This is a genomic window from Hymenobacter sp. HSC-4F20 (assembly GCF_019599275.1).
In the GTDB taxonomy this organism is placed as follows: Bacteria; Bacteroidota; Bacteroidia; order Cytophagales; family Hymenobacteraceae; genus Hymenobacter.
The window spans coordinates 882,026-907,634 of sequence record NZ_JAHZTD010000001.1; the positions used below are offsets into that span (position 1 = coordinate 882,026).

The window sequence follows — 25,609 nt, forward strand, 5'->3', positions numbered from 1 at the left end:
GACCGGATACCCCGGCAAAGTAGTAGGTCAGCGGGGAAATTCCGCGCCGCAGCTCCGGCATTCGTGCAGGGTAGTCCCCACGTAAAACAAGCGTTTCCACCAAGCTAAGCGCAAGACGGGCACCGGATCCGGGGTTCCGCAACGGGGGCAGCGCGGCGCCAACGAGGTAGCGCGTTGCAGTTCAAAGGCTTCTACCACAGCTCGCGCGGCCACGGTGTCCGTCTCCTCAATCAGCAATTGATAATACATGCCCTCTCCGAAGGGAAAAGTGGGCGGCCCGCCGGTTTTCACCAGGGCATCTACTCCACTCGCCTGCAGCTGCTGGTACAGCATCACGGCCTCGGCGTAGGTCAGGTACTGGGCGGCGGGGGTAAGCATGTAGCAGAAAGAAGGTCACAAACAAAGCGGAAAAACAGCTCTTTTATTGAGGAGGTGGAACGCGAAAAGAAGTCTTGGGAGGGTAATGCCAGATATATAGCTGACAGGAGCCCGGCAAAATTTCCCGTTCTGGCTGGTTGCGTGCGTCACAAGCACAGCTTCTTTTTCCTTTCTGGTGCCGGTAAAAGTGCCTCTCTTTGCCCCGGGAATGACGGAGGAATAAGTCCCTCTGCGCGCCCCTGCAGACCGTTCGGCTGGTGAGTGACGAATTCTCTACGGGTAGGCCTCTCCGCTGCAACGGAGAGGCCTTTGCGGTTACCCAACCGTGAGCGGCTGAAAGACAGGCTATTTGCGCCGCCGCGCCGGAGCAGCGTTCAGGCGGCCCCGCAGGCGGAGCACGTACCAGAGCAAACCTGCGCAGAGCACGGCCAGGCCGGCGGCCAGCAGTTCGCGGCTGGTGCGGGCCTGCGTGGCCTCGTCGGCGGTGGCTTGCAGGTCCAGGAGCTTTTTTTCCCGCTGCTTGTCGCGCAGCTCCAGGTTGGCAATCTGGTTTTGCAGGTCGTAGAAGCGCTGGCGGGTGGTGCTCTGGTCGGTCTGGGCTACCGTAATTTGCTGCTTGGCCTGCTGGTTTTCGGCTACCACGGCGGCCGTGCGCCGCAGGGTAGCGGCCTGCACGGCCCGCACAATTTCGGTGTCTTTGCGGATAATGCCTTTCAGGGCGTCGACTACTTCCTGCAGGTCTTTTTTGCTGGGCTTGTTGCCGAAGAGGCTGTTGCGCTGGGCGTTGGCTTCCTCATACTCCCGCACCATTTGCTGGCGCTCCTGAATCAGGCGGGGCAGCGGGTCGTTGTCAGGCGTAGGGGTAGCGGGCGTTTGCGCAAGGATAGAACCGCAGGAGAAGGCAAAAAGAAGGGGCAGGAGGCGTTTCGTCATAGCGCAAAGTAACGGCGAAGCCGGCTGTGGAGTTTGCTCGGGTAGCTGCTCTGCTTGCTCCGGAAAATTTCCTACCCACCCAGCGCCGGCACGGGCTGCCGGATTTCCTTGGGCTTGTGGCGGTAGAACCACAGAATCAGGATGGGCAGCAGGGTCAGCTCGGCTACTACCCCGAACAGCAGCGTCAGGCCGATAAGCAAACCCACGTAGAAGGTCCCATCAAAGGAGGAGAAAATCAGGGTAGAGAAGCCGCCCACCAGAATCAGAGACGTGACGATGACGGCCTTGCCGGCCATGAGGTAGGTTTTGCGCACGGCCCGGAACAGGCTAGGCTCCTGCAGCAGCACCAGCTTGAGCTTGCTGATAAAGTGAATGGTGTCATCGACGGCAATGCCGAAGGCAATGGTGAAGATGATGCTGGTGCTCACTTTCATGCTCACGCCGGCCGCGCCCATCACACCCGCCACAATCAGGATGGGCACCAGGTTGGGCACGAGCACCACCAGGGTCATGCGCAGGGAGCGAAACAGCAGCAGCACAATGAGCGTGACCATCACAATGTCGATGCTCATGCCCGTAATCATGTTCAGGGTGAGGTTTTCGTTGTTTTTGTCGATGAGGTTGGCCGAGCCGGTGAGGCGGGTGTGCAGCACGGTGCTGTCCACGGAGGCGCGCAAGTAACGGCGCAGATCGGTGTTCAGCTTATCGGCCCGGATGGAGCCCACATCGGGCATGCGGCCCGTGAGGCGGCCTTCGGAGCCGTCGGGCAGGGCCAGGGCCCGAAACTCCGGCTTCTTCCGGAATAGCTTCACCTTGCGCGTCAGCCGCTCTAGCTCCGCCTCGGAGTCGGGGAGGCGGTACTCGGTCAGCAGGCCGCCGTTCAGGGCCTTGCGCACCGATTTGATGATGGTAACCGGCGAAGCCACGAAGTTCAGGCCGTAGGTGCGCTGCAAATAGCCCTCAATTTTCTCGGTCTGGCGCAGCACTTCCAAGTCGTAGATGGTGCGGCCGGGAGCGGGCTTTAAGTCCAGCTCAAACGGGCGCACGCCGGCAAACTGCCGCTCGAAAAACTTGAAATCCAGCTTTACCGGGTCGTTTTGGGAGAGGTCGTCGAGCAGGGCTGAGTTGATGCGGATGCGCGAGGCCGAGGCTACCGATAGCCCCAGCACTAGGGCGCTGATGGCCACTACCCAGTGCCGCCGCGCCAGCACCACCCGGAACAGGCGGCCCAGCACCCCGTCCCAGCTGTGGCCGGTTTCGCGGGGCACCCGCAGCTGGGGCTTGCGCAGCAGCACCAGCATGGCCGGCAGCAGGGTGAAGCTCAGGGCAAACGTGAGCAGCACAGCAATGCCCGTAAACAGCCCGAAGTTGTAAATGGGCCGGATAGTGCTGGTCATCAAGGTGAAGAAGCCGATGCTGGTGGTCAGGGCCGAAAGCCCGGAGCCAAACCCCGATTCTTTGAGGGCAATCAGCAACGAGTCCCGCTTGCTGGCTCCGTAGCCCAGCTCCGTGACGTAGCGCGTGATGATGTGGATAGTATCGGACATGCCCACCACGAACAGCATCACCGGCAGCAGGGCCGTCATCAAGTCAATGCTCACCCCGAAGGCCGACATCACCCCCAGGCCCCACACAATGGCGCCCAGCACCACCACCAGCGGCAGCACTACCCCCCACCAGGTCCGGAACGTCAGCCACAAGAGCCCCGTCACCAGCACCACCGACAGGCTCATAAACACCATCAGCTCCACCTGCAGCCGGTCCACAAACACCGATTGGGCCACCATTTTGCCGGCCAAGTGGTACTCTTCTTCCGCGAAGCCCTGGCGCTGCAGCTCCGTGCGGACGGCCGCCAGCAGGGAGTCGCCGGGGGGCTTGCTCAGGTTGGGAGAGGTCTGGAACAGGATGGTAGCGGCCCGCGCATCCCGCGAAATCAGGTTGCCCACCAGCCCCGGCGTGCGGTACACCAGCGCCGAGTCCTGGGCCCGGCGGGTTGGGTCCTGGGGATGGAGGTAGGGGACGTTGAACACGCCCAGCCCCTCCACCACCGGGTTCACGGCATTAGTGGGCGAGGACACCTGCGTGACGTGGCGCCGCTGCTGGATAAAGCGCGTCAGTGAATCCACCTGGGTCAGGAAGCGGGGCTCGAATACGGTTTGGCCCTGCGGAGCTTCCAGGCCCAGCAGCACGTAGTCGTTGTCGTTGCCGAAGCGGCCGGAGTACTGCATATAGTAGTCCAGGTCCGGGTCGCCGGCGGGGTAGAAGTCGTTGAAATTATAGTTGAAGCGCAGCTGGGCCACGAAAAACACGGCCAGAGCCGTGAGCAGCCCGAGGGCCACGAGGGTAAGATGAGCGAGTTTGCGAAGCGGCATAAGGTAGGAACGCGCCGCAGGGGCGGCGCGAATCGTGGCAGCTGGTTGTGTTGCCTCTTCAATAGGGTGAGTGTACTACGCGAGGCGCTTTACGGGGCTTCGCGCTACTTTCATTACCTTAGAGAACCGCAGTAACCGGCCGGGAGAATATCCTTACGCCAACTGCCAATTTCCTGCTTTTGTTTCCTCCTAACTTATCTTCTCCCCATGAAAAACGCCCTGCTTGCTTTAGCCCTGTTTGCTTTCGTTGGATCTGCTAGTGCCCACGAGGGCCACAACGAGGGCAAAGGCAAGAAAGCCAAGAAAGAAACCTGCTCAAAAGGTACTGCCGGTGCCTCCTGCTGCATGAAGAAGGACGCCAAAACTGCGGCGGCAACGCCCGCACCTGCTACCCCAGCCGTGAAGTCGCTGTAAAATTCCACGACCCCCGAGTAGTGAAGAATACCCCACGTAAGCTTAGCTGCGTGGGGTATTTTCTAAAAAATGAGTCAAGGGCAGTAACCTATCAGCAATGCAACCAAGCAAGCAGTGTACGTTGCCTCTGGTTTTGCTAACGCTTCTCTGCAGTGTGAGCAACTCAGCCTGGGCCCAAACAACGTATAACCGCTGGGAAGCTAAGCCAGCACCAACGCCCGGGCCTATCACTTCTGCCAAGCAACGAGGAACGCAGGTACTACGAGCCAAGGCGCGGCAAGATTCTGTTGCCCAAGCTCAGCGCCTATACCAGGATTCACTACGCATTGCGGCTACTACGGAAGTAGCTCTGCTAAAACGTGGCATTGGCCAGCGCATACAGGACAAGCGCATGTTGCCAGAAGACAATAGGTATTATGAGTACGTTAGGCAGTTTATCACTTATCCGGTAGACGCCCTGCGGGCCCAGACAGAGGGCGAAGTAAAGATGAAATTAACAGTAGATGCCGCCGGTAAAGTGGTGCGCATGCACCTTGTGGAGAGCACCATTCCGTCAGGCGCCACCGGAGAAAGTGTAATGATTCAGCAAGCCCGTTTGCTGCTGCGGCAGCTTAGATTTGAACCAGCAGCCGGCACCTCTGAAGAAGAGATGAAAATAGGCTATAAGTTTTATTAGGGAGATGCCAGTCATCGAAGTGACGACCCCCATTAACGCTCCACCGGCCGTTTGCTTTCAGCTGGCCTTACGTGTTGATTTGCACGCCATTTCCACGCGCCAAACGCGGAAGGAAATTGTAGGCGGGGTTCGAAGCGGCGTGTTGCAGCTGGGCGACTCGGTTACTTTCCGAGCCCGGCACTTTAGGGTTTGGCAGACGCTCACCAGTAAAGTGACTGAGTTGAAGCCGCCAACCTATTTCTGCGACGAAATGCAGCAGGGAGCTTTCAAGCGAATGCGCCACGAATATTATTTCGAGGCCGATGGCTCAGGTAGGCTTATGCGGGATGTGGTTGTCTTTAAGTCGCCACTCGGGTATTTAGGTAAGCTGGTTGATGCGCTGATATTGCGCCGCTAGCTGCAAGAGTTTCTCGAAGCCAGATGTGCTGTTATCAGGCAGTATGCCGAATCGGATGCTTCGCACATCGTGGCCCCCCGTCAGCTCGCTCCAATGCAACCTATAGCCCGCCCGATTGCTCCTGATCCTATACACATCTTCCTACCCGTCTGGCGCTATGAAACAAACACTATCCTACCTGCTTATCGGAACATTATACTTCGGTCTGACTAGCTGCGAAAAAGACGACGACTCAGCCCAGGCCGCCTGTGAAGCCAAATCCGACGTAGTTAGGCAGGCCGATAAATGGGAAGGGCGCATCGTGTTCGATTCGGCCCTGAATACCTACGTAGTACGATACTCCGTGCCCGGCTCCATTGATTCCGTGCTCGATGGCCTGGTCTGTTCCCTGCCTGCTGATTTGCGGCAACCGGGCCAACTAGTGACTTTCAGTGGTAATTACCGGGCCTACACCGGGGCAAGCAAGCCGCAGATTGGCGGACAGGAGTACTACTACCTGGAGCTAACCAGCATTACGGCCCGCTAGCCGTTCGGCCCCGCAGAAATTCGCCCGTTGGTGCGAGCGGCTAGGCGGGTTTCTGTACTTTTGGCCTCTCATTTCGCCAAGTCCCGCTACCCCATGCGCCAGTACCAGACCCTTCTGCAGCACATCCTCGACCACGGCACCCGCAAAACCGACCGCACCGGCACCGGCACGCTGTCGGTGTTTGGCTATCAGATGCGCTTTAACCTGCAGGAAGGCTTTCCGCTGGTCACCACCAAGAAGGTGCACCTGAAAAGCATCCTCTACGAGCTGCTCTGGTTTCTGCGCGGCGACACCAACATTGCCTACCTCAAGGAGCACGGGGTAAGCATCTGGGACGAATGGGCCGACGAGCAGGGGGAGCTGGGCCCCATTTACGGCAAGCAGTGGCGCAGTTGGTTGGCCCCCGATGGGCAAAGCATTGACCAGATCAGCCAGATGGTGCACCTGCTGCGCACCCAGCCCGACTCCCGCCGCATGGTGGTATCGGCCTGGAACGTGGCCGAGCTGCCGCTCATGCGCCTTACGCCCTGCCACGCCCTGTTCCAGTTCTACGTGGCCGATGGCCGCCTCAGCTGCCAGCTGTACCAGCGCTCCGCCGACGTATTCCTGGGCGTACCCTTCAACATTGCCTCCTACGCCCTGCTTACCCTGATGATGGCCCAGGTAGTAGGGCTGGAGCCCGGCGAGTTCATCTGGACCGGCGGCGATACTCACCTCTACAGCAACCATCTGGAGCAGGCCCGCCTGCAGTTGGAGCGCGAGCCCCGTCCGCTGCCCCAGATGCACCTGAACCCAGCCGTGCAGGATATTTTTGGTTTTCAATTCGAGGATTTCAAGCTAGCGAACTACGACCCCTGGCCGGCCATTAAGGCGCCAGTAGCCGTGTAGTACCTACTCTTCGAACTCCCATATGCCGGAGCTTATCGTCGAAATTATTGCTGAATCAGCTTTCAGCGCGTTGTTTGGCTCGCTCGTGCAGGTTTTAAACGGGCTGTTTCGGCTGGTAGCATCCCTTTAGTGGCTACTGCGTGGCTGGCTGCATAGCTAAGAGCCACGTAACCGGAGTACGCAACTCAGGGCAAGGAGAAGCGCAGCGTCCCAGGGCAGGCAGCGTGCTAGCAGTGATTGTGGCGCTGCCGCTGCTGGCTCTGAGCGTCGCGGGAATGCAGTCCGGGCCCGGGGGCCAAGAAATGGAAGTAAGGCTGCGCTAGTAAGGAGTGGGTGGGCCTACCCGGGCCTGGAGCAGCAACTTGGGAAATGAAGGGCTGAAAAGTAACTGCCTGATGGTAAACTCAAAGCAGTATGCATGCCGCAGAATTATGAATAGATATACCCGTAGCTACATATGAATTCTTAGATTTGTTAAGAAAATAATACAAAAAGTGGTGCTGGGGTAAATCCGAGTTCCGTTTTGATTCCGTAATTGGGATATATGAAGGAAACCTTTACGCAATTTCCCGTGTTTACCGGCGCTTCGTTTCTAACTCGTCAGCAGCGCGCCTGGGTCGCGCTGTACTCCCTAAGCGCGGGCCGCTCCGACCGGTCCGAGATTTTGCGGCAAAACGCTGTTACAGAGGCGGATTTGGCCGAATTTATTGACAGTTGGTTGCGGCTGCGCAGCCGCACGGCAATGCGTATGTAGCAAAGGTCGGGGAGGCTTGTATTTTCGCTTTACTACGAAACTTTATATTTTTCTATCATAAAAGAAAAATCCAATTAGCTGGTCCGTGCGTATACATCTGCATGACTAGCTCCATTTTATCTTATCCCACTATATCAATATCTCCTCCCACATTGAGCCGGCGTCAGCGCGTCTGGATTGCGTTATATTCCCTGGATGCTGGTCATTCCAATCGGGCCGAAGTATTACAGCAGAATAACGTCACGGAATCAGACCTCCTTGAGTTTGAGGAAAGCTGGCTGCAGATGCGCTGTCGGCTGGATGGCTAAGCTACTAAGCTGTGGGGAGTGGCCCGTTATACTTGCTATACTACCTAGGTATTAGTCGTGGCGGGTATCTGCCGCGCACAACGCCTGTAACAGTGGGTGAGCAACCGAGTTAATAGCAACTGCCGCGACTTGCTGAATTGGACGGATGCCTGCCACGTTTGCCGTAAATACTGCTTCAGCAGCCACTAGCTCGCTTGGAGAGAAGAGGCCTTCCTGCCACTCTATGCCCAGTTGGTGCGCCTTCTCGCGGAGATGGGCCAAACGGGTGCCTGCCACGCACCCTGTAGCCTCGGTGGGGCAATACACTGTGCCCTCGCGAATCCAGGCTATGGCTGCTGCCACGGCTTCGGCTACGTGCCCGGCGCTGGAGAGAAGCACCAGCTCATCAAGGTTGCGCTGAGCCCGCTCCTGGGCGGCCAGTACGTAGAGTAGGGCATTGGGCCCCTTGCAAAACGAAACCGGGGAAGCATGTACCTGAACAGAGCGGGCAAAATCAGCCGTTGTCACGGGGGCAGCATGGGCCACGAAGGGTTGCAGGGTAGCCAGCCAGTTGGGGTGGGTGGTAGTAGGCAGATACAAGCCGCCCCCATCGCGCCAAAGCTGTAACCGCACCCGCGCCGGGGCCTGTTGGTACTCGGGGTGCTGGGTTACTAGCCCGGCTAGCGCATTAATAAGCGCCTGGGGAGAAGCTAGGTCGGGCGGTAAGACATAGCCGAGCACCGTCGCAGCCCGCTTCAGGCGCTGCCAGTGATGCGGTAGGTACCGTACGGAGCCCTCGGCCCACACCATTGTTTCGAAAAAGCCATCATTGAAATAAAGTCCCCGGTTGGGCAGGCTCAGGGCAAAATCCGAGTCAGAAAGCAGAGCGCCGTTATATAGCAGCACGAAAGGGTGGGTTGAATAGAACAGATCAGTAAAGAAGCCCGGTTTAGTCAGTGGTGGGCCCTATAACAGCGCAAATCGTTTGCCTGGCAGGGCCTTCACCACGGCCCGGAATTCCAGCGCCAGCAAAAGAGAGGCGGCAGTATGTACGGGCAGCTGGGCTTTCCAGGCCAGGGCATCAAGGTGTTCCTCGCGGTTGGTGGCCGCCTGGAGTACCGTTATTACCTGAAATTCTTCCGGGGAGAAGTCAGCGGCATCGTAAGTGGTCGGGCCCTTGAACTTGCCCGCCAGGTGCAGTGCCGCGTCCCAGTTCAGCAGCTGTTCCACATCCTTGGGCTCTGAGTACAACGCGGCTTTGTTGGCCTTAATCAGCTCATGGCAGCCCTCTGAAACCGCAGAGCCCAGCGGGCCTGGCACGGCCAGTACGTCCCGGTCGTAGCCCTGGGCCAGGTCGGCAGTGATAAGGGCACCACCTTTGCGGGCGGCTTCTACTACCACCGTGCCATCGGCCAGGCCCGCTATAATGCGGTTCCTGGCCGGGAAATTATACTTATCGGGCGGGGTGCCGAAGGGAAACTCGGTGAGCAGGCCGCCCTGGGTAAGCATCTTCTCGGCGGTTTTACGGTGAGCCGGGGGGTAGAGCTTATCCAGCCCCGTGGCCATCACGCCAACGGTTTCCAAGCCTTCCTGCAACGCAGCCCGGTGGGCGGCAATGTCAATGCCATACGCCAAGCCGCTGATGATGAGCGGCTGGTGCGAGGCAATGCCCTGCACCAGCTTCTCGGTTTGTTCCCGGCCGTAGTCGGTGGCCTGGCGGGTGCCTACCAGAGCCACAGTTTTGGGGTGGTTCAGGTTAGCAGTGCCCTGGTAGTAGAGCAGCACCGGGGCGTCGGGTAGCTGCTTGAGCCGCGCGGGAAACTGCTTGCTGGTGTAGAACAGCAGCTGCATTCCTTCCTTTTCCGCTTTCCGGAGGCTGTCTTCCGCTTGCTTCAGGGCGGCCGTACGCTCTGCTCCGGTCAGGATGGCCACTGTGGCGGGGCCTACCCCCGGAATCTTGCGCAGCTTGCCCGGCGGCAGGTGCAGCACATTCCGGGCCGAGCCCCCGTAACTCATCAGCTGCCGCGTCAGCTGCGGCCCGATGTTGGGGAATAAAGTAAGGGCGACTTCGTGGAGGAGGGTATCGTCGAGGGTGGAAATAGGCATAATAACGGGTTAGCTATACTCTAGAATTATCATTCCGCCAATCCCAATAAGGATTTTGCATTATCTTAGACACAAAGCTATCAGCTGTCAGGAATGTGCCAAAATCATTATCAATCAGCATTTTTTGAGATGCTGCGACTTCCATAATTACCTTCTTTATAGTCTCGATGCTCCGATAATGAATATTATACAAATGAAATCCAGCCGGAAAATGGTGGTCTATTAATGCAAGTTCAGTTTCGGTCCAACCAAGTATAGCGCTCAGTGATGAGCCATAATAATCTACATAGAGCCGGTTTGACTTCTTAACCTGAACGACAAAGCCAGTTAAACCCGGCTGATCATTAATTACACTACATGGAAAGGCTTTTTGGATAGATTCTTTGAAAGCAGGTAATAAGGTTGCCTTCTCAGCAATAAGTAGTATAGATTCCATTTCCTACCCCTGCTGGGCCTTACCAATGGCGTCCAGCTCCTTCTTCATCGTAACCATGAACTTGCGGACCCGCTCCAGGCTCTGAATCACGTCGATTTTCTCCTTGAGCTGGGGGCCTTTCTGCTTGAGCATGTCGCGGGCCCCAGGGATGGTATAGCCGCGTTCCTTTACCAGGTGGTAAATGGTGCGGAAGATGTCAATGTCCTGGGGCGTATAGAGGCGGTTGCCCTTCTTGCTTTTGCGCGGGCGCAGTTCCTCAAACTCGGTTTCCCAGAACCGAATTAGGGAAGGAGCCACGTTGAACTGGGCCGCTACCTCACCGATAGTGAAGTATTGCTTCTCGATGTCGCGCTCTTTATAGGGCATTTTTTAGAAATGAGAAGTTAGAATGGAGATGGGAGAAGGAGGTGGGAACTGAAAAAGAGCGGGAGGAAAAGACCAGACTGCCTCTGAGCTCTCATTTCTCATTTCTCACTTCTGCAAGATGGGCTACCTTTGCCGCTGGCGCAATTATTTTTACTTGCGAAAAGTAGCCAAAATACCGGCCGCTGCCAATTCCTCCGAACCTTACACTTCGCGAAGCTTCTGCTTCGTGCTACTATCATGTCACTCCCTACCGCCAGCCACGTCCGCCAGCAGTTCCTGGATTTCTTCGCCTCCAAAGGCCACCACATTGTGCCCTCGGCGCCCATTGTGGTGAAGGACGACCCCACGCTGCTGTTCATCAACTCGGGCATGGCCCCGTTCAAGGATTACTTCCTCGGCAACAAGCCCGCCCCCTTCAAGCGCATTGCCGACACCCAGAAGTGCCTGCGCGTATCGGGCAAGCACAACGACCTGGAAGAGGTAGGCTACGACACCTACCACCACACCATGTTCGAGATGCTTGGCAACTGGTCGTTTGGTGATTACTTCAAGAAAGACGCCATTGCCTGGGCCTGGGAACTGCTTACGGAAGTGTATAAGCTGCCCAAGGACCGCCTCTACGTAACCTATTTTGAAGGCGACAAAGGCGACGGCCTCGGCCCCGATACCGAAACCCAGGAGTTGTGGCGCCAATATGTGGCCGAGGAGCGCATTCTGCCCGGCAACAAGAAGGATAACTTCTGGGAAATGGGCGACACGGGCCCCTGCGGCCCCTGCACCGAAATCCACATCGACTTGCGCGACGAGGCCGAGGTAGCCCAGAAAGGCGGCGCCGAGCTGGTGAATGCCGACCACCCGCAGGTTGTCGAAATCTGGAACAACGTGTTCATGGAGTTCGAGCGCCGCGCCGACAAGTCGCTCATCAAGCTACCCTCCCAGAACGTGGATACCGGCATGGGCTTCGAGCGTCTGATGATGGCCGTGTCGGGCGTAAAGTCGAATTACGACACCGACGTGTTCCAGCCGCTGATTCAGTTTATTGCCGCTGAGGCTGGCTTGCAGTACCACGGCACTGCCCCCGCCACCGTGAACGACCAGCCGGCCACCGAAAACGAGAAAACCGACATTGCCATCCGGGTTATTGCCGACCACATCCGCACCATCTCCTTCGCTGTGGCCGATGGGCAGCTGCCTAGCAACGTGAAGGCTGGCTACGTAATCCGCCGGATTCTGCGCCGGGCCGTGCGCTACGCGTTTTCGAGTCTGAATCAGAAGCAGCCCTTCCTCTACAAGCTAGTGCCCGTGCTGGCCGACCAGATGGCCGGCATCTTCCCCGAGCTCAAGCAGCAGCAGCAGTTTGTGCAGCGTGTAATAGAGGAAGAGGAAGTAGCCTTCCTGAAAACCTTGGAAAACGGCCTGCGCCGCTTGGATGCCCTGGAGGAAACCGCGCGCCAGAACGGTAACCGCATCGATGGCAAAACGGCTTTCGAGCTGTCGGATACCTTCGGTTTCCCGCTGGATCTTACTGCCCTGATTGCCCGCGAAAAAGGACTGACCGTAGATGAGGAAGGCTTCAAAAAAGAGCTGGAGGCCCAGAAGAATCGCTCCCGCAACGCCCAAGAGGCTGAGCAGAGCGACTGGACCATTGTAACTCCCTCGGAAGAGCAGCCCGCTTTCGTGGGCTACGACCAGGAGCAGGCCCCGGCCCGCATCCTGCGCTACCGCCGCACCGACCGCAAAGGCAAAACCGAGTACCAGGTAGTGCTCGACCAGACGCCGTTTTACGCCGAATCGGGCGGGCAGATTGGCGATACGGGCTTTCTGGAGTCGCCGCTAAGCAAGGTGCGCGTGCTGGACACGAAAAAGGAAAATGACCTTATCGTGCACACCGTGCTCGACCTGCCCCAGGACCTGGAAGCCGAGTTTTCGGCCCAGATTGACCATGCCCGCCGCGACCAGATTCGCCGCAACCACACGGCTACCCACTTGCTGCAAGCTGCCCTGCGCGAGGTAGTCGGCACCCACGTAGCGCAAAAAGGCTCCCTGGTAAACGAGAAACTATTGCGCTTCGACTTTTCTCACTTCACCAAGGTAACCGACGACCAGCTGCGGCAGGTGGAAACCATCGTGAATCGCAAGATTCGGGAGCAGATTCCGCTGGATGAGCGCCGCAACGTGCCCATCGACGAAGCTAAAGCCCTGGGTGCTACCGCCCTGTTCGGGGAGAAGTATGGCGAGTTCGTGCGCGTCATCACCTTCGACCGGGACTTCTCGGTGGAGCTCTGCGGTGGCACCCACGTGCGCACCACCGGCGACATTGGCTTCTTCAAGATTACCTCGGAAAGCGCGGTAGGAGCCGGCGTGCGCCGCATTGAGGCCGTAACCGCCGAAGCCGCCGAAGCCTTCGTGAACCAGCAGCTCGACCTGCTAGGCCAGGTGCGCGAGGCCTTGGGTAACCCCCAGCACCTCATCCCCAGCATCGAGAAGCAAACCGAGGAAATTGCCGGCCTGCGCAAGCAAATCGAGCAGTTTGCCCAGCAGAGCATCAATCAGCAGAAAGATCAGCTGGTAGGCCAGGTGAAGCCCCTCAACGGGGTGAACTTCCTGGCCGCCCAGGTGCAGGCTACCTCTGCCGACGCGCTCAAAACCCTGGCCTTCAACCTGCGCCAGGCGGTGCCCAACCTGGTAGCCGTACTCGGCGCCGAAATCGATGGTAAGCCCCAGCTGGCCGTAATGCTGGACGACGAGCTGGCGAAAGGCGGCAAGCTCAATGCCAGTGCTTTGGTGCGTGAGCTGGCCAAGGAAATCCAGGGTGGGGGCGGTGGTCAGCCCTTCTTCGCGACGGCCGGCGGCAAGAACGTAGCAGGTTTGGGTGCGGCTATTAATAAGGCCGAAGCGTTGATAGGCGAGAAGCTGGCTTAAACTTGGATGTTAAGCGGAAGACGGTATTTTTGACCGTTCATCCGAGCAATGACAATGGGCGTTGGGCGATAGTGAATTCACTGCTGCTCAACGCCCATTTTGTTTGTCTGTTACCATTCGTCTGACTCCTAGTGAAGCGTATTGTATTTGCTAGGCTGGCGGCGACGTAGTCAAGTTATTATATGAAGTATCTTCTTGCGTTGGCGGTAGTGCTAACGCTGTCTATGTCTGCGGCCGCTCAGCAGCCCGTCAAAACCTTCTACCTCGACTACGGATTCCAGGAAATCTTCGTCAATGATGATGTAGCTTATCTTGTGGACCGCCACATCACTGGCCCCGGCCGCTGGACCGACAGCGTGTTTACGGTAGCCAACAGCTATCTGCGGGAAGTAGTGCATGCCAGTATCCGGTCTCAGGGCGACACCAGCTTCAGTACCACGCGCTGGCAACCCAACGGCCTAGTGCAATGGCGGGAGGAAAAACTAGGCAAGCGGCAGAACGGAACGCAACTTTATTACGACCAAGCTGGCCGGCTCCGGCATCGGCACCAGTATGTGGCGGGCATACAAAAGAGTACGGAATGTGTGTCCGCAACGGGCACTCCGGAGGCATGCCACTACGCGGAGGAAATAGCGCAGTACCCGGCTGGAATGCCCGGCCTATTGAGCTACGTTGCGCAACATCTGCACTACCCCATGGATGCCCTGGCGAGCCGGATTCAGGGGAAAGTGCTTGTGTATTTCGTGGTTGATGAAGAGGGGCAAGTGCGCAACATTCGCGTGAAAAATTCTTTGTTTCCCAGTTTGGATGCGGAAAGCATGCGGGTAGTAAAGCAGCTGAGCCGCTTTGCGCCTGGCCGCAAAGCGGGCCTCACAGTTCCAACCCGCTATGCCGTTCCAGTAACATTTTCCATTAACTAACTCCATCACCCTTACTTCCAATCTATGCGCTTTTCTACCCTCCTGATTACCGCTGGCCTGCTCACGGGCCTGGCTACCCTCGCCCAGGCTCAAACCTTTACTGACCCCGGCGCTTACAATAACTTTATTGTGGCCGAACAGCGGGCCATGCTCAAGAAAAACCTGCGCTACATCAGCAAGTCGGCCCATTCCGACAACGAGAAGAAGATTGATGCCAAGCGCCAGGACCTAATTAAGCAAACCGAAGCTTCCCTGAATAAAGTGGCCAAAATGCCCGCGTTCAAGGATGATAAGGGCTTCAAGGAGCAAACCACCGAGGCCTTTTACCAGCTGCTGAAAGTGTACTCCGAGGACTACAAGGCGGTGGATATGCTGGCCGCTACCCGCACGGCGACGGTTGAGAACATGGAGCAGTACTTCAAGCTCCAGGAAATTGCCGAAGCCAAGCTGCAAGTTGTCAACGACTCCGTGGACGCAGCCCAGCGCCGGTTTGCCAAGCGGCACAACATGACTATTTCCGCCGACCCCGAGGGCAAGCGCCTGGCCGAGTACATGCGCCAGGTATCGGAGGTGAACAGCTACCAGCACAAGGTGTACCTGGCCCAGTTTCGCATTGAAAAGGCCACGGCCAAGCTCACCGATGCGATGAGCGCCCAAGACCCGGCAGCTTTTGAAGCCGCCCGCCTGCAGCTAGTAGAAGACTCAAAAACCGCTACCACCGAGCTAACCGCCATTCCTGCCTTCCGCGGCAAAGATGCCCGCTACCGCGACGCGGCCCGCAACCTGGTGAAGTTCTACGCTGGCTTTGCCGCTACCCAGGCTGCCCAAATGAAGGAGCTACTGGAGCGCAAAGACGCCCTCACCAAAGCCGACGCTGACAAGTTCAACGGCTTCATCAACCTCTACAACACCCAGAACCAGAAGCTGGCCGCCGCCTACAACCAGGCCGGCAATGCCTTCCAGGCTACCTACATTCCGGTCTTCAACGATTAAGCCAGAAGCTGACAAGCTCTGTTTCCTTGTTACCCGAAGCGCCACCCAGAACTGCTACCAGGCCTGCCAGAGGATAAGGCGCACCTTGCGGGTTGTTGGCTGAAAGTTGGCAGCACAAAAGCTAGCCGTGCCGTATCTTGCAGCCTCGGCGGCCTACCCGCCCGACTATCTATGGACGAAAGCATTAAAGCCAAATACCAGCCCGTCATTGGTCTGGAGGTACACGCCCAGCTGCTCACGCGCAGCAAAATGTACTCTTCCGACGAAAACGAGTACGGCGCTCTGCCCAATAATAACCTCAGCGTCATTACCCTGGGCCACCCTGGCACGCTACCCCGCGTGAACTACACGGCCGTGGAGTACGCTATGAAAATGGGCCTGGCCACCAACTGCCAGATCCGGCGCGACAACCTGTTTGCCCGCAAAAACTACTTCTACCCCGACCTGCCCAAGGGTTACCAGATTACCCAGGATAAAACCCCCATCTGCACCGGCGGGCACGTAGAAGTCCGCCTGTCAGATGGTTCGACCAAGAAAATCGGCATCACGCGCATTCACATGGAGGAAGACGCGGGCAAGAGCATGCACTTGGCCGGGGAGGTAGAAACCCTTGTGGACCTGAACCGCGCCGGCGTGCCCCTGATTGAAATTGTGTCGGAGCCGGATATCCGAACTTCGGAGGAAGCCTACGCCTACCTCTCGGAAATCAAGAAACTGGTGCAGTACCTGGGCATCTGCGACGGCAACATGGAGGAAGGCTCCCTGCGCTGCGACGCCAACATTTCGGTGATGCTGAAAGGCGCCGACCAGTTCGGGACCAAGGTGGAGGTGAAGAACATGAACTCCTTCCGCAATGTGCAGCGCGCCATCGACTACGAAATCGAGCGGCAGATTGCCCTGGTGGAAGCTGGCGAGGTGATTGACAGTGAAACCCGCGGCTTCGACGCGCAGACCGGCACTACCAGCGGGCAGCGCAGCAAGGAGACGATGAACGACTACCGCTACTTCCCGGAGCCTGATTTGCCCCCGGTTATCATCGACGATGAGTGGCTACACCGCGTGCAGGCCGAGCTGCCAGCCCTGCCGCAGCAGCTGTACGCCCGCTTTACCGGTGAGCTGGGCCTTTCGGATTATGATGCCAACGTATTGACGGCTGATAAGGACGTAGCCCTGTTCTTCGATGAGCTGACCCGCCTGACCCCGAACGCCAAAGCGGCCGCCAACTGGGTGACCGGCCCCGTAAAAGCCTACCTTAATGAGCGCGCTCTAACTCTCGACCAGTTCCCGCTCACTCCCCAGCACCTGGCCGACATCATCGGACTCATCGACGAAAACAAGGTAGGCCACTCGGTAGCCAGCAAGCAGCTGTTTCCCTACCTGCTCGAAAACCCGGCGCAAACCGCCGCCGCCGCCGCCGAAGCCCAGGGCTTGTTGCAGCAGTCGGACGCCGGTGCCCTGGAAACCATGATTCAGCAGGTGCTGGACGCCAACCCGGCCAAAGTAGCCGAGTATCGGGCTGGCAAAAAGAGCCTGACCGGCATGTTCATGGGTGAGCTGATGAAGCTGACTGGTGGCAAGGCCGACCCCAAGCTGGCCAACCAGCTCCTGCGCCAGAAACTAGAAGCGTAAGCAGCGTTGTTTGCTAGTCTGCAAAAAACCACTGGCCCAACGGCCAGTGGTTTTTTGTTTACTTCAAGCATCCTTTACCTCACTTATGCAGGTATGCGCTTTTTGTCTGGTAGCGTATGTATTGCGGGCCTTTTCACCGTCGGGGTAAGCTCCTGTCAGCGTCCGGCTACTTCCAACGCAGTGCCGCCGGTTGCGCCCGCCAAGGCCTCCTCGGCGGCAGCTCCGGAAATCAACCTACCTCGACTCGACGGTACCAAATTGGCGCTAAGTAGCCTGCGCGGCAAGTACGTGCTCGTGGATTTCTGGGCTTCCTGGTGCGGGCCTTGCCGTCAGGAAAGCCCCAATCTGCGCAAAATCTACGGCCAGTTTCACAGCCGCGGGCTGGAAATTTACAGCGTATCGTTGGACGTGAACAAGGCGCGGTGGCACCAGGCCATTGCCGCCGACGAGCTGACCTGGCATCACGTTTCGGACCTGCGGGGCTGGCAAAGCGAGGGGGCCCGGGCCTATGGGGTGCACTCTATTCCGTACTCCGTGCTGCTGGACCCGGAAGGCCGAGTCTTGGCTCGCAACCTGCGCGGCCGGGCCCTGGGGCAGAAAATAGCCGAATATATTCCGCTGGATTAGGGCCCGCAGCAGCCTGCGCCGGAAGCCGGAACCAAACCCAGCGCCTTGCGTGTAGGTAGGCTGAGGAAGCGCCGCCGCAATTCCCGCCAAAAGTGGCAACTTGCGGCCCGTTTCTACGTCCATTGCCACACGGTGCCGGTGCCACCACCGGTCAGTTTTCCGAATGATGCACAAGATGAAAAGCTTGCTTTACGTGGGTGCCCTGCTGGGCATGACCAACGCCTGCAATAAAAACACGACACCCACCAGCAGCGCTACCGGCTCGGCTGACGCCAGCAGCTACCAGCTCAGCGGCCAGCTGCAAAATGCCCCTGCCGGTACCAAGGTGTACCTAGCCGAGCTGGGGGAAACGCAGTTTGTGTCGCGCGACACGGCTACGGTGGACGACAAAGGCCAGTTCCGCTTCACGGGCAACCTGCCGGAGGCAGGCATCTATCAGGTGAAGCTCAATGACCAGAACCAGGCACTGGTGACCTTGGAGAACGGCCGGCAGGTGCAGCTTACCGGCGATGCGCAGCAGCTGGGCCAGAGCTACACCGTGAAGGGCTCGCCCGATTCGGAGCTGCTCCAGCAGATTAACCGCACCATGCAGACCTCGCGCCAGCAGATGCAGCGCCTGGAGCAGCGCTACACCCAAGCCGCGCAAAGCGGCCGCACCGATTCGCTGGCCGCGCTGCAGCAAAAAGCCATGACCTTGCAAAGCCGGGGCTCCTCCGACCTGGCCCGCCTTGTGCGCCAAAACCCTAACTCCGTGGTATCGGCGTTTGTGGTGACCAGCGTTATCAACCCCGATGATAACTTTACCCTGGCCGACTCAGTAGCCAACGTATTGAAGAAAAACCGGCCCGATTCGCGTTACACGAAAGCGCTGGTAGCCCGCTTAGAGCCGCTGCGGACCACGGCAGTAGGTGTGCAGGCACCGGAAATCAGCCTGCCCAGTCCCGAGGGAAAAGATGTAACCCTGAGCAGCCTGCGCGGCAAGTACGTGCTCATCGACTTCTGGGCCTCCTGGTGCGGACCCTGCCGTCAGGAAAACCCGAATGTTGTAAAGGCTTACAACAAGTTCAAAACTAAAGGCTTCGAGATTTACAGCGTTTCCTTTGACCAAGACCGCGGCAAGTGGCTGAAGGCCATTCAGAACGATAAGCTGACCTGGACCCATGTTTCAGACCTGAAAGGCTGGGAAAGTGCTGCTGGCCAGACCTACGGCATCAAGTCCATCCCGCAGTCCTACCTGCTTGACCCCCAGGGCCGCATCATCGCCAAAAACCTGCGCGGCGAAGCCCTGGAAGCTACCCTGGCTTCGGTGCTGAAGTAGAGGGTAGGAGAGTTTAACGAAAAAGGTCGGCCACCGTGGCCGACCTTTTTTGTTGTGGCAAGAAGAGCCACACGAGTCTTTGGCTCTCAGGTGTAAGCTGAGCACTTCTGCAATGGGTAGCAGCGCCCAGCTTACTTGAAAGCCTGTTATGCTAACTCATGAACATGCGCTGTACGGCTTGCCAGAGCTGTTTTTTGCGGCCGGCATCGTACTCTAGCATGCTGATTTCACTGGCTCCCAGAAAAGCCGTATCGCCGAAGAGCAGGACGGGCTCGTAAGGCTGGGTGGTATACACCGCCACATCAAGCAGGTTTTTGCCGAACGCCAAGAACTGCCGGGCTGCCAAATGCTGGCGCAAGCTGCACAGCGCCACCGGGTAGCTCGGGTGCTCCACGTTTACCAGCACCACATCCTCCACAATCAGGCGGATGGCCTTGAGGAGGTTGTTGAGAAACACATTGCGCGGCAGCTTCCGAAACTCGTCGGGGGATACGCGCACCAGAATCACGAGGCCGTTGGGGTTGCTGCCCAGCGTGGAGAAGGGAATGTGCGCAACCGGCGACTGGGTAGGCGTTGGCTGCACCCGGCCGGCCGGGGCGGCCGCGGCGGCCGGCAGCTGCGCTACCGTTAGCGTAACCGCCTGGCGCGAAGGCTCGGCGGCCGCTGGCGGGGTAGGAGCCGAGGCAACGGGAGCTACTGGTGCCCGTTCTGCTACCGGAGCAGCGGAAGCCGCCGCTGCAGCCGGAGCCGCGTTGCCGGACAGGGGCAGATTGCTCAGGGAAGGAAGCTTACCGGAAAGAGCGGGGGTAGGCGGCGGGGCAGGAGCGCCAGGTACATTAGGCGGTGGCGTAGCAGCCGGGGCTGGGGTAGGAGCCGCCGCCGGTGTCGCTGGTGCCGTTGCTTCTGGAGTGTTAAGGGGGGCAGCAGTAGGTTCGGCTACTACGTACAGCGGAGCATCGGTGTAGAAGTTTTGAAAGAAAGCGAGGGTAGCGGCAGTATCCATTCAGGTACAGTTCGGCAAGCAGCCAGGGGTAGCGGAAAATACAGGTTTTTCTAGACTTTATGACCGCCGAAAGAACCTGCTATTCCATGTTAAAAAGTGCCTTCAGCTCCGTGGCTTCGTGCGGGCTCATACGGCCGCCCAGCACCAGGCGCAACTGCCGACGGCGCAGGGCCCCATCGTATAGCTGAATTTCCTCTTCCGACTCGGCCACAGCCTCCGGCACATCAATTGGTCGGCCCGATTGGTCTACGGCCACAAAAGTGAAAAACGCCTCGTTGGATTTGATTTTGGTGTCGCTCGGAATGTCTTCGGCCCACACGTTGATGTGCACTTCCATAGAGGAGCTAAAGGAGCGCGTTACCTGCGCTTCCAGCGTCACGACGCTGCCCAGCTTAATCCCTTCCCGGAACGATACGTTATCCACAGAAGCCGTGACGACAATGCGGTTGGAGTGGCGCTGGGCCGAAATGGCCGCGGCTACGTCCATCAGGTGCATCATGCGGCCCCCCATCAGGTTGTTAAGCGTGTTTGTATCGTTGGGTAACACCAGTTCGGTCATCCGAACAAAAGAGTCTTTGACGGGCTTTTGTTTGCGCATTTTGCGGCAGAGTAAGGGGTAGCACTTGAAGCCGCAAAGATACGGACGCGGCGCCGTGTGCCATGTGTTTTCCGCCGGGCAGCCTTTATGGCGTCGTAACCAGGCTTCTTAGCTTCTCCTCAATGGGGCCTAGCTGCGAAGCCATGACCAGCAGCTTGCCCTGCTTATCTAGTAGCATGTACGTAGGAAACTGCTCCACATGCAGCTGTTCAATTACTCCTTTATCTGCTTTGAGTTCTGATAACTGCGTCCAGGTAAGTTGGTTTTTCCGGATAGCTTTCAGCCAAAGCGGCTTATCCTCGGCTGACTCCATGCCAATACCCACTATGGACATCTGAGCGGCATACTGCGCCTGGAGTTGCTTTAAGTGTGGCATTGACTGAATACAGGGCCGGCACCAATGGCCCCAGAAATCAAGCAGCACATACTGGCCCTTAAATCGGGCTAGCGAGACGGCAACATTGGCTGTATCGGGTATGGTGAAGGTGGGCAGCAGCTGACCTATCTGGGGCTGACTGCGTAGCACCGTTAAGCGGCGTGCTACCGCTTGGCCTTGGTGGCTACTCTGAACCGTCGGGGAAAGAAGTCGTAGCAACTGTTCATACTCGGCTACCGGCCGGTCGTTTTTGTATTTAGCCTCTTGGTAGAGCAGGTCGGCACTGGTTCGAGCTTTCGGGTGCGCCGCTATAAATGCCCGCGTGGCTTGGCCTACTAACGCGCCAAGAATTGGAATTGAGTCGGGATGTGCCGCGGCACGTTGCTCAAATTTCCAGTTTATACGCTGGTTGTAGTAGGTTGTGAGGGTATTCTCTGGAGTACCCGTAACAGTGAGCTTAGCTGGTTCTGCAATGCTGCCGGTTACTGTTACCTGCCCCGGCTCAAACCAAATTGTGGTAAAGCGGCTCGGAACAATCTTAAGATTGAGCTGACCATCGTCGGTAGGGTGCGCAGTGTAGCTGAAACGGTCGTTTTGAGCCCGTACCGTATCGCGGCGCTGCTGCCCCTGCCAGTCGTAGAAAAAAATGACCGACTGATTGCCTACTCCTTTGATGTTGCCTGTAATCTGGCAAGCGGCCGTGGTTTGCGCGTGCGTGGCAGAGGCAGACACGCTTAAAAGTGCGAGAAGGATAAGGTGTCTTTTCACAAGCTGGGGCTATACAATCTACCTGACACAGACAATATAGGCCCTTTAGGTAAGCCAGCTTCTCGCCGCCCAGCCTTTATTCTTTCCACCCGGCCTGGCCGAGTAGGGGCACAAAGCGAAACTCCTCCAGCACCTGTCGGGAAAACTCCTCCTCGCTTTCGCGTACTACCCGCACCATGCGCTGGGTATGCTCATCGCCGACGGGAATAACCAGGGAGCCGCCTACCCGTAGCTGGCGCAGCAGGGGGCGCGGCAGCGCCGGGGAGCCGGCCGTTACCAAGATCTTATCGAAAGGCGCGTGCTGGGGTAGCCCCAGGGAGCCGTCGCCGCAGAACAGATGAGCGGGCCGGTGCAAGGTGGCTAGGCGGCGGGCAGTGCGCTCAAACAGAACCTGGTTGTACTCGATGCTGAACACGTGCGGGGTCAGCTCCAGCAGCACGCAGCATTGGTAGCCCGAGCCCGTTCCGATTTCCAGTACCCGCTCGCCGGGCTGCACTTGCAGCAACTCAGTTTGGTAGGCCACCGTGTACGGCTGTGAAATAGTCTGGCCCTCCCCAATGGGAAACGCTTTATCCTGGTAAGCATGAGGCTGAAAGGCAGCCTCAAAAAACAAGTGGCGCGGCACCGTGCCAATGGCCGTGAGTACCCGCTCATCGCGGATGCCTTTCCGGCGCAGCTCTTCTACCAGAGCGCGGCGCAATCCACGATGGCGGTAGGTATCAGCGTGCATGAGACAAGCAGGAAAAAGCCCGGGGAACAGCTCGGACCGAAGAATGGGGAGCGAGCAGGCAGTGCTCCGCCGCAGATTGCGGGTATTTCCTACCTTTGCGCGACTCCGAAAGACTGGGCCAGCACGGCGCAGAACTTTGAACGGAGCGCGAAATTACAGCATTAGCCCCATAAAATTACCCCGATTGCCGGCTCCGCCGGGTAGTTTCCTCCCTCTTGATTCGTACTCTCCAAAAACTGAAGCTGATAGCAGCCGACTTCGGGGCGGCCTTGTTGGCCTGGATGTGCTTTTTCCTGTTGCGCAAGTATCTGCTGCAGGAAATCAGCGGCAACTACCGCTTCGCGGCTGATGCAGCCTTCCTCTCCGGCTCAGCCCTGCTGATAGCCGGTTTCTGGACGGTGCTGTACGCCCTGATGGGGGAATACCGCGACATTTTCCGCAAGTCGCGCCTCTCGGAGCTAATCCGATTGGGGCAGGTTTCTGTTCTGGGCGCCATTATCATCTTTTTCGTGCTGCTGCTCGACGATCAAGGCGTGCAGAATTACCACAGCTATTACAAAACGATTTCCGCTTACTTTCTGCTGCACTTCACCCTTACGGCCGTGCTGCGGGTGTGGGCCGTGAGCAGCGTGCAGCGGCTGGTGCGCGGCGGCATTATCACGTTCAACACCCTGCTGGTCGGCTCCGGCACGCTGGCCCGCGAAACGTATCAGGAACTGCGCCGTACCGGGCGCCACCTGGGCCTGCAGTTGGTCGGCTTTACGCCCCTGGGCGAGGTGGTGGATGAGGCCCTGGCCGCTGAGCTACCGGCGCGCGGCTCCTACCGGCGGCTGCCGGCCCTGATTCGGGTGCTGCACGTGGAGCAGGTAATAATTGCCATTGAACCTTCCGAACACCGCACCATTGAGGAAATTCTGACCCTGCTGGAAGGCACGCCCGCCCGTATCAGCATCCTGCCCGACCTCTACCAGATGCTGCTGGGCTCGGTAAAGGTCAGCCACGTATTTGGGACGCCCCTGATTGAAATCAAGCAGGATTTGATGTCGCCCTGGCAGCGCGTGGTCAAGCGCCTGCTCGACGTGGTAGTTTCGGTGCTGTTTCTGCTGCTGGCCTGGCCCGGCTACGCCTTTGCCGCCATCATGGTGAAGCTCTCCTCGCCCGGGCCGGTGTTCTATTCCCAGGAGCGCATTGGCCGGCATGGGCACCCGTTTCGCATTTATAAGTTCCGCTCCATGTACGTAGATGCCGAAAAGCAGGGCCCCGCCCTCAGCTCCGACCACGACCCGCGTATCACGCCCTGGGGCCGCTTTATGCGCAAGGTGCGCGTCGACGAGCTGCCCCAGTTCTGGAACGTCATCAAGGGCGATATGAGCATTGTAGGGCCCCGCCCGGAGCGGCAGTTTTTCATTGATCAGATTGTGCAGCTGGCCCCGCACTACCGCCACCTGCACCGCGTCCGCCCCGGCCTCACTAGCCTCGGACAGGTGAAATATGGCTACGCCGAAACGGTGCAGCAAATGGTGGAGCGGCTCAAATTCGATATTCTCTACATCGAAAATATGAGCTTGGCCATGGATTTCCGGGTACTGCTTTACACCCTTAAAATCATTGTGGAAGGTAGGGGGAAGTAGCACCAATAGGAAGAATCACGAAGGAGGAATTGACCACTATTGCTGTTTAACACCCATCTGGTTCGTTCCTGCTTTTCCCTCCTGACTTTTAATTGCAAGCATATGTTCACTGGCATTATTGAAACCTTGGGTACCATTCGGGCTGTGCGGCGCGAAGGCACTAATATTCACTTTACAGTAGCCTCCGGCTTCGCTCCTGAGCTGAAAATCGACCAGAGCGTGGCCCACGACGGGGTATGCCTGACGGTGGTGGCCGTGGACACGGCGGCGGGCACCCACGTGGTAACGGCCATTGATGAAACTCTGCAGAAAACCAACCTGAGCCAGTGGGTTCCCGGCAAGCGCGTGAACCTGGAGCGGTGCCTGGCCGCCAATGGCCGCTTTGATGGCCACATCGTGCAAGGCCACGTCGACCTGACGGCGGAGTGCGAGTCGGTAGAGGACCAGAACGGCTCCTGGCTGTTCCGCTTCCGCCACGAGCCGGGCCCCGGCCGCGTAACCGTGGAGAAAGGCTCCATCTGCATCAACGGCACCAGCCTGACCTGCTTTAACAGCACCGACGACGGCTTCAGCGTGGCTATTATTCCCTACACCTACGAGCACACCACTTTCCAGGATCTGCGGCCCGGCCACCGCGTAAATCTGGAGTTTGACATTGTGGGCAAATACGTAGCGAAATTGCTGGGAAAATAAGCCAACCGCGGGCAGAGAGCTGCGTATCAGGAAGGTACCTATCCGCTGAACATCATGTCGAAACGCGAATTGATAGAGCCTACGCCTGGCGATAAGCGCTACGTGCGCCGTAACGAAAAAGGCGAATTTACCAGCTCCGTGGACGTCAACCGTTCCTTGTCTCAGGATGACCGCCACAACTCCAAAGTAACCAGCCAGCCCGGTCAGGGTGACCAAGGCGATGGGCACACGGGCAACCGAAAGCCCGCCGGAGATAAGTAATTCTGAAGAAGCAGAAAGCCCCGCAGCATAGTGCTGCGGGGGCTTTTTTATGGCCTGAAAAGCTAGTCAGGGCGCAACGTCAAGGAAACGTCTAGGTTGTCGGGTTGGCCGGGTTTATAGCTGGGGCGGGGTATCCACGCTGGGTGATGACAGTGTTTAAAGACTGTGGCAACGGACGTGAGAGAGGTTGCGAAGGCAACGGCCGGAAACTTGCCGGCCGGAGTACGCCGGTGCGTAGCGGGGTTCAGCGCATCGGTAGCGGTGATAATCTGCCAGGGGGTAGGGTCATCTTTCGTCATCGGTACGCACGTTTCAACTGGGCTGGTGGTCAGGCCTTCAACCAGCACGTAGGCCCCCTCAGGCGGCAGCCGCACCTCATTGCGAGCAATATTCAGCGTGAGCAGGGGGGTAGGGAGTGCAGCAAGATAGGCCGCTGAGTACACGGGCGCGTCGGGCAAAAGGTCATGCGCGCCGGGCGCAGGTGAGGCTCCTGGCGCCACGCTAACCAGCCGAATGCGAATGCGCCCTTCTGTTGGCTTGTTGGGCTTCAGGCGGACAGTAATCGTTTCTACGATTCCGGTTTCACTACCTGGTTCAAGCCGAAACA

At 58.2% G+C, this 25,609-nt stretch carries 27 protein-coding genes; 15 read left to right on the forward strand and 12 right to left on the reverse strand.

Annotated features, from left to right (window positions below; translation table 11 throughout):
• Positions 1-27 precede the first annotated feature (27 nt).
• The 3 genes from K3G63_RS03755 to K3G63_RS03765 all read right to left on the reverse strand — a co-directional run bounded on the left by K3G63_RS03755 (position 28) and on the right by K3G63_RS03765 (position 3,683).
• Complete coding sequence (locus tag K3G63_RS03755) at positions 28-378, reverse strand: hypothetical protein (RefSeq protein WP_220612743.1); 351 nt, start codon at positions 376-378, stop codon at positions 28-30.
• A 345-nt stretch (positions 379-723) separates the two neighbouring features.
• The gene (locus K3G63_RS03760) at positions 724-1,311 is read right to left on the reverse strand and encodes a hypothetical protein (RefSeq protein WP_220612744.1); all 588 of its coding nucleotides are present in this window, start codon (positions 1,309-1,311) and stop codon (positions 724-726) included.
• Positions 1,312-1,382: 71 nt separating this feature from the next.
• Positions 1,383-3,683 carry an RND family transporter gene (locus K3G63_RS03765; RefSeq protein WP_220612745.1) on the reverse strand — a complete coding sequence of 767 codons (2,301 nt, stop codon included), beginning with the start codon at positions 3,681-3,683 and terminating at the stop codon, positions 1,383-1,385.
• Positions 3,684-3,890: 207 nt separating this feature from the next.
• On the opposite strand from K3G63_RS03765, the gene K3G63_RS03770 reads away from it, so the two are divergent.
• The 6 genes from K3G63_RS03770 to K3G63_RS03795 all read left to right on the forward strand — a co-directional run bounded on the left by K3G63_RS03770 (position 3,891) and on the right by K3G63_RS03795 (position 7,338).
• Entirely contained in the window at positions 3,891-4,097 is a 207-nt protein-coding gene (locus K3G63_RS03770) for a hypothetical protein (RefSeq protein WP_220612746.1), read from the forward strand.
• A gap of 391 nt (positions 4,098-4,488) precedes the next feature.
• Positions 4,489-4,773, forward strand: a complete 285-nt coding sequence (locus K3G63_RS03775; RefSeq protein WP_220612747.1) for an energy transducer TonB — start codon at positions 4,489-4,491, stop codon at positions 4,771-4,773.
• A 4-nt stretch (positions 4,774-4,777) separates the two neighbouring features.
• Positions 4,778-5,170: an SRPBCC family protein gene (locus K3G63_RS03780; RefSeq protein WP_220612748.1), complete on the forward strand. Its 393-nt coding sequence runs from the start codon at positions 4,778-4,780 to the stop codon at positions 5,168-5,170.
• 157 nt (positions 5,171-5,327) lie between these two features.
• Positions 5,328-5,696, forward strand: a complete 369-nt coding sequence (locus K3G63_RS03785) for a hypothetical protein (protein ID WP_220612749.1) — start codon at positions 5,328-5,330, stop codon at positions 5,694-5,696.
• Positions 5,697-5,789: 93 nt separating this feature from the next.
• Entirely contained in the window at positions 5,790-6,584 is a 795-nt protein-coding gene (locus tag K3G63_RS03790; RefSeq protein WP_220613867.1) for a thymidylate synthase, read from the forward strand.
• A 544-nt stretch (positions 6,585-7,128) separates the two neighbouring features.
• Positions 7,129-7,338, forward strand: coding sequence for a hypothetical protein (locus K3G63_RS03795; protein ID WP_220612750.1), 210 nt, complete (start codon positions 7,129-7,131; stop codon positions 7,336-7,338).
• A 359-nt stretch (positions 7,339-7,697) separates the two neighbouring features.
• On the opposite strand, the gene K3G63_RS03800 is transcribed toward K3G63_RS03795, so the two are convergent.
• Genes K3G63_RS03800 through K3G63_RS03815 form a run of 4 tightly spaced genes read right to left on the reverse strand, consistent with a single transcriptional unit; the run spans position 7,698 to position 10,533 of the window.
• Positions 7,698-8,531, reverse strand: a complete 834-nt coding sequence (locus tag K3G63_RS03800; RefSeq protein WP_220612751.1) for an aminotransferase class IV — start codon at positions 8,529-8,531, stop codon at positions 7,698-7,700.
• A 60-nt stretch (positions 8,532-8,591) separates the two neighbouring features.
• Positions 8,592-9,731, reverse strand: a complete 1,140-nt coding sequence (gene dprA / locus K3G63_RS03805) for a DNA-processing protein DprA (protein WP_220612752.1) — start codon at positions 9,729-9,731, stop codon at positions 8,592-8,594.
• A gap of 13 nt (positions 9,732-9,744) precedes the next feature.
• Entirely contained in the window at positions 9,745-10,167 is a 423-nt protein-coding gene (locus K3G63_RS03810; protein WP_220612753.1) for a hypothetical protein, read from the reverse strand.
• Positions 10,168-10,170: 3 nt separating this feature from the next.
• The gene (locus K3G63_RS03815) at positions 10,171-10,533 is read right to left on the reverse strand and encodes a MerR family transcriptional regulator (RefSeq protein ID WP_220612754.1); all 363 of its coding nucleotides are present in this window, start codon (positions 10,531-10,533) and stop codon (positions 10,171-10,173) included.
• A 237-nt stretch (positions 10,534-10,770) separates the two neighbouring features.
• On the opposite strand from K3G63_RS03815, the gene alaS reads away from it, so the two are divergent.
• The 6 genes from alaS to K3G63_RS03845 all read left to right on the forward strand — a co-directional run bounded on the left by alaS (position 10,771) and on the right by K3G63_RS03845 (position 18,942).
• Complete coding sequence (gene alaS, locus K3G63_RS03820; protein WP_220612755.1) at positions 10,771-13,455, forward strand: alanine--tRNA ligase; 2,685 nt, start codon at positions 10,771-10,773, stop codon at positions 13,453-13,455.
• Between the two features lie 182 nt (positions 13,456-13,637).
• Entirely contained in the window at positions 13,638-14,375 is a 738-nt protein-coding gene (locus tag K3G63_RS03825; RefSeq protein WP_220612756.1) for an energy transducer TonB, read from the forward strand.
• 24 nt (positions 14,376-14,399) lie between these two features.
• Positions 14,400-15,368, forward strand: coding sequence for a hypothetical protein (locus K3G63_RS03830; protein WP_220612757.1), 969 nt, complete (start codon positions 14,400-14,402; stop codon positions 15,366-15,368).
• Positions 15,369-15,539: 171 nt separating this feature from the next.
• Complete coding sequence (gatB, locus tag K3G63_RS03835; protein WP_220612758.1) at positions 15,540-16,997, forward strand: Asp-tRNA(Asn)/Glu-tRNA(Gln) amidotransferase subunit GatB; 1,458 nt, start codon at positions 15,540-15,542, stop codon at positions 16,995-16,997.
• A 93-nt stretch (positions 16,998-17,090) separates the two neighbouring features.
• Positions 17,091-17,624, forward strand: a complete 534-nt coding sequence (locus tag K3G63_RS03840) for a TlpA disulfide reductase family protein (RefSeq protein WP_220612759.1) — start codon at positions 17,091-17,093, stop codon at positions 17,622-17,624.
• 163 nt (positions 17,625-17,787) lie between these two features.
• Entirely contained in the window at positions 17,788-18,942 is a 1,155-nt protein-coding gene (locus K3G63_RS03845) for a TlpA disulfide reductase family protein (RefSeq protein ID WP_220612760.1), read from the forward strand.
• Between the two features lie 151 nt (positions 18,943-19,093).
• Here K3G63_RS03845 and K3G63_RS03850 read toward each other — a convergent pair whose 3' ends face one another.
• From K3G63_RS03850 to K3G63_RS03865, 4 genes are all read right to left on the reverse strand, one after another.
• Positions 19,094-19,945 (reverse strand): hypothetical protein, encoded by an 852-nt coding sequence (locus tag K3G63_RS03850; protein ID WP_220612761.1) that lies wholly within the window; start codon positions 19,943-19,945, stop codon positions 19,094-19,096.
• Positions 19,946-20,024: 79 nt separating this feature from the next.
• On the reverse strand, positions 20,025-20,543 hold the full coding sequence (locus K3G63_RS03855; RefSeq protein WP_220612762.1) for an acyl-CoA thioesterase: 519 nt from the start codon (positions 20,541-20,543) through the stop codon (positions 20,025-20,027).
• An 85-nt stretch (positions 20,544-20,628) separates the two neighbouring features.
• Complete coding sequence (locus K3G63_RS23010) at positions 20,629-21,651, reverse strand: TlpA disulfide reductase family protein (protein WP_220612763.1); 1,023 nt, start codon at positions 21,649-21,651, stop codon at positions 20,629-20,631.
• Positions 21,652-21,763: 112 nt separating this feature from the next.
• Positions 21,764-22,417: a protein-L-isoaspartate(D-aspartate) O-methyltransferase gene (locus tag K3G63_RS03865; RefSeq protein ID WP_220612764.1), complete on the reverse strand. Its 654-nt coding sequence runs from the start codon at positions 22,415-22,417 to the stop codon at positions 21,764-21,766.
• Positions 22,418-22,632: 215 nt separating this feature from the next.
• Here K3G63_RS03865 and K3G63_RS03870 point away from each other — a divergent pair, with 215 nt between their 5' ends.
• The 3 genes from K3G63_RS03870 (at position 22,633) to K3G63_RS03880 (ending at position 25,002) form a co-directional block, all read left to right on the forward strand.
• A complete protein-coding gene (locus tag K3G63_RS03870) occupies positions 22,633-24,048 on the forward strand; it encodes a sugar transferase (protein WP_259404251.1) in 1,416 nt (471 codons plus the stop codon).
• 102 nt (positions 24,049-24,150) lie between these two features.
• On the forward strand, positions 24,151-24,741 hold the full coding sequence (locus tag K3G63_RS03875) for a riboflavin synthase (RefSeq protein WP_220612765.1): 591 nt from the start codon (positions 24,151-24,153) through the stop codon (positions 24,739-24,741).
• A gap of 54 nt (positions 24,742-24,795) precedes the next feature.
• Entirely contained in the window at positions 24,796-25,002 is a 207-nt protein-coding gene (locus K3G63_RS03880) for a hypothetical protein (RefSeq protein ID WP_220612766.1), read from the forward strand.
• Positions 25,003-25,064: 62 nt separating this feature from the next.
• On the opposite strand, the gene K3G63_RS03885 is transcribed toward K3G63_RS03880, so the two are convergent.
• Positions 25,065-25,460, reverse strand: coding sequence for a hypothetical protein (locus tag K3G63_RS03885; protein WP_220612767.1), 396 nt, complete (start codon positions 25,458-25,460; stop codon positions 25,065-25,067).
• Positions 25,461-25,609 lie beyond the last annotated feature (149 nt).

What these genes read in the sequence shown, in the direction of transcription:
- K3G63_RS03755 (WP_220612743.1), bottom strand. Translation starts at nt 378, where the DNA reads ATGCTTACCCCCGCCGCCCAGTACCTGACCTACGCCGAGGCCGTGATG.
- K3G63_RS03760 (WP_220612744.1), bottom strand. Translation starts at nt 1,311, where the DNA reads ATGACGAAACGCCTCCTGCCCCTTCTTTTTGCCTTCTCCTGCGGTTCT.
- K3G63_RS03765 (WP_220612745.1), bottom strand. Translation starts at nt 3,683, where the DNA reads ATGCCGCTTCGCAAACTCGCTCATCTTACCCTCGTGGCCCTCGGGCTG.
- K3G63_RS03770 (WP_220612746.1), top strand. Translation starts at nt 3,891, where the DNA reads ATGAAAAACGCCCTGCTTGCTTTAGCCCTGTTTGCTTTCGTTGGATCT.
- K3G63_RS03775 (WP_220612747.1), top strand. Translation starts at nt 4,489, where the DNA reads ATGTTGCCAGAAGACAATAGGTATTATGAGTACGTTAGGCAGTTTATC.
- K3G63_RS03780 (WP_220612748.1), top strand. Translation starts at nt 4,778, where the DNA reads ATGCCAGTCATCGAAGTGACGACCCCCATTAACGCTCCACCGGCCGTT.
- K3G63_RS03785 (WP_220612749.1), top strand. Translation starts at nt 5,328, where the DNA reads ATGAAACAAACACTATCCTACCTGCTTATCGGAACATTATACTTCGGT.
- K3G63_RS03790 (WP_220613867.1), top strand. Translation starts at nt 5,790, where the DNA reads ATGCGCCAGTACCAGACCCTTCTGCAGCACATCCTCGACCACGGCACC.
- K3G63_RS03795 (WP_220612750.1), top strand. Translation starts at nt 7,129, where the DNA reads ATGAAGGAAACCTTTACGCAATTTCCCGTGTTTACCGGCGCTTCGTTT.
- dprA (WP_220612752.1), bottom strand. Translation starts at nt 9,731, where the DNA reads ATGCCTATTTCCACCCTCGACGATACCCTCCTCCACGAAGTCGCCCTT.
- K3G63_RS03810 (WP_220612753.1), bottom strand. Translation starts at nt 10,167, where the DNA reads ATGGAATCTATACTACTTATTGCTGAGAAGGCAACCTTATTACCTGCT.
- K3G63_RS03815 (WP_220612754.1), bottom strand. Translation starts at nt 10,533, where the DNA reads ATGCCCTATAAAGAGCGCGACATCGAGAAGCAATACTTCACTATCGGT.
- alaS (WP_220612755.1), top strand. Translation starts at nt 10,771, where the DNA reads ATGTCACTCCCTACCGCCAGCCACGTCCGCCAGCAGTTCCTGGATTTC.
- K3G63_RS03825 (WP_220612756.1), top strand. Translation starts at nt 13,638, where the DNA reads ATGAAGTATCTTCTTGCGTTGGCGGTAGTGCTAACGCTGTCTATGTCT.
- K3G63_RS03830 (WP_220612757.1), top strand. Translation starts at nt 14,400, where the DNA reads ATGCGCTTTTCTACCCTCCTGATTACCGCTGGCCTGCTCACGGGCCTG.
- gatB (WP_220612758.1), top strand. Translation starts at nt 15,540, where the DNA reads ATGGACGAAAGCATTAAAGCCAAATACCAGCCCGTCATTGGTCTGGAG.
- K3G63_RS03840 (WP_220612759.1), top strand. Translation starts at nt 17,091, where the DNA reads ATGCGCTTTTTGTCTGGTAGCGTATGTATTGCGGGCCTTTTCACCGTC.
- K3G63_RS03845 (WP_220612760.1), top strand. Translation starts at nt 17,788, where the DNA reads ATGATGCACAAGATGAAAAGCTTGCTTTACGTGGGTGCCCTGCTGGGC.
- K3G63_RS03850 (WP_220612761.1), bottom strand. Translation starts at nt 19,945, where the DNA reads ATGGATACTGCCGCTACCCTCGCTTTCTTTCAAAACTTCTACACCGAT.
- K3G63_RS03855 (WP_220612762.1), bottom strand. Translation starts at nt 20,543, where the DNA reads ATGCGCAAACAAAAGCCCGTCAAAGACTCTTTTGTTCGGATGACCGAA.
- K3G63_RS03865 (WP_220612764.1), bottom strand. Translation starts at nt 22,417, where the DNA reads ATGCACGCTGATACCTACCGCCATCGTGGATTGCGCCGCGCTCTGGTA.
- K3G63_RS03875 (WP_220612765.1), top strand. Translation starts at nt 24,151, where the DNA reads ATGTTCACTGGCATTATTGAAACCTTGGGTACCATTCGGGCTGTGCGG.
- K3G63_RS03880 (WP_220612766.1), top strand. Translation starts at nt 24,796, where the DNA reads ATGTCGAAACGCGAATTGATAGAGCCTACGCCTGGCGATAAGCGCTAC.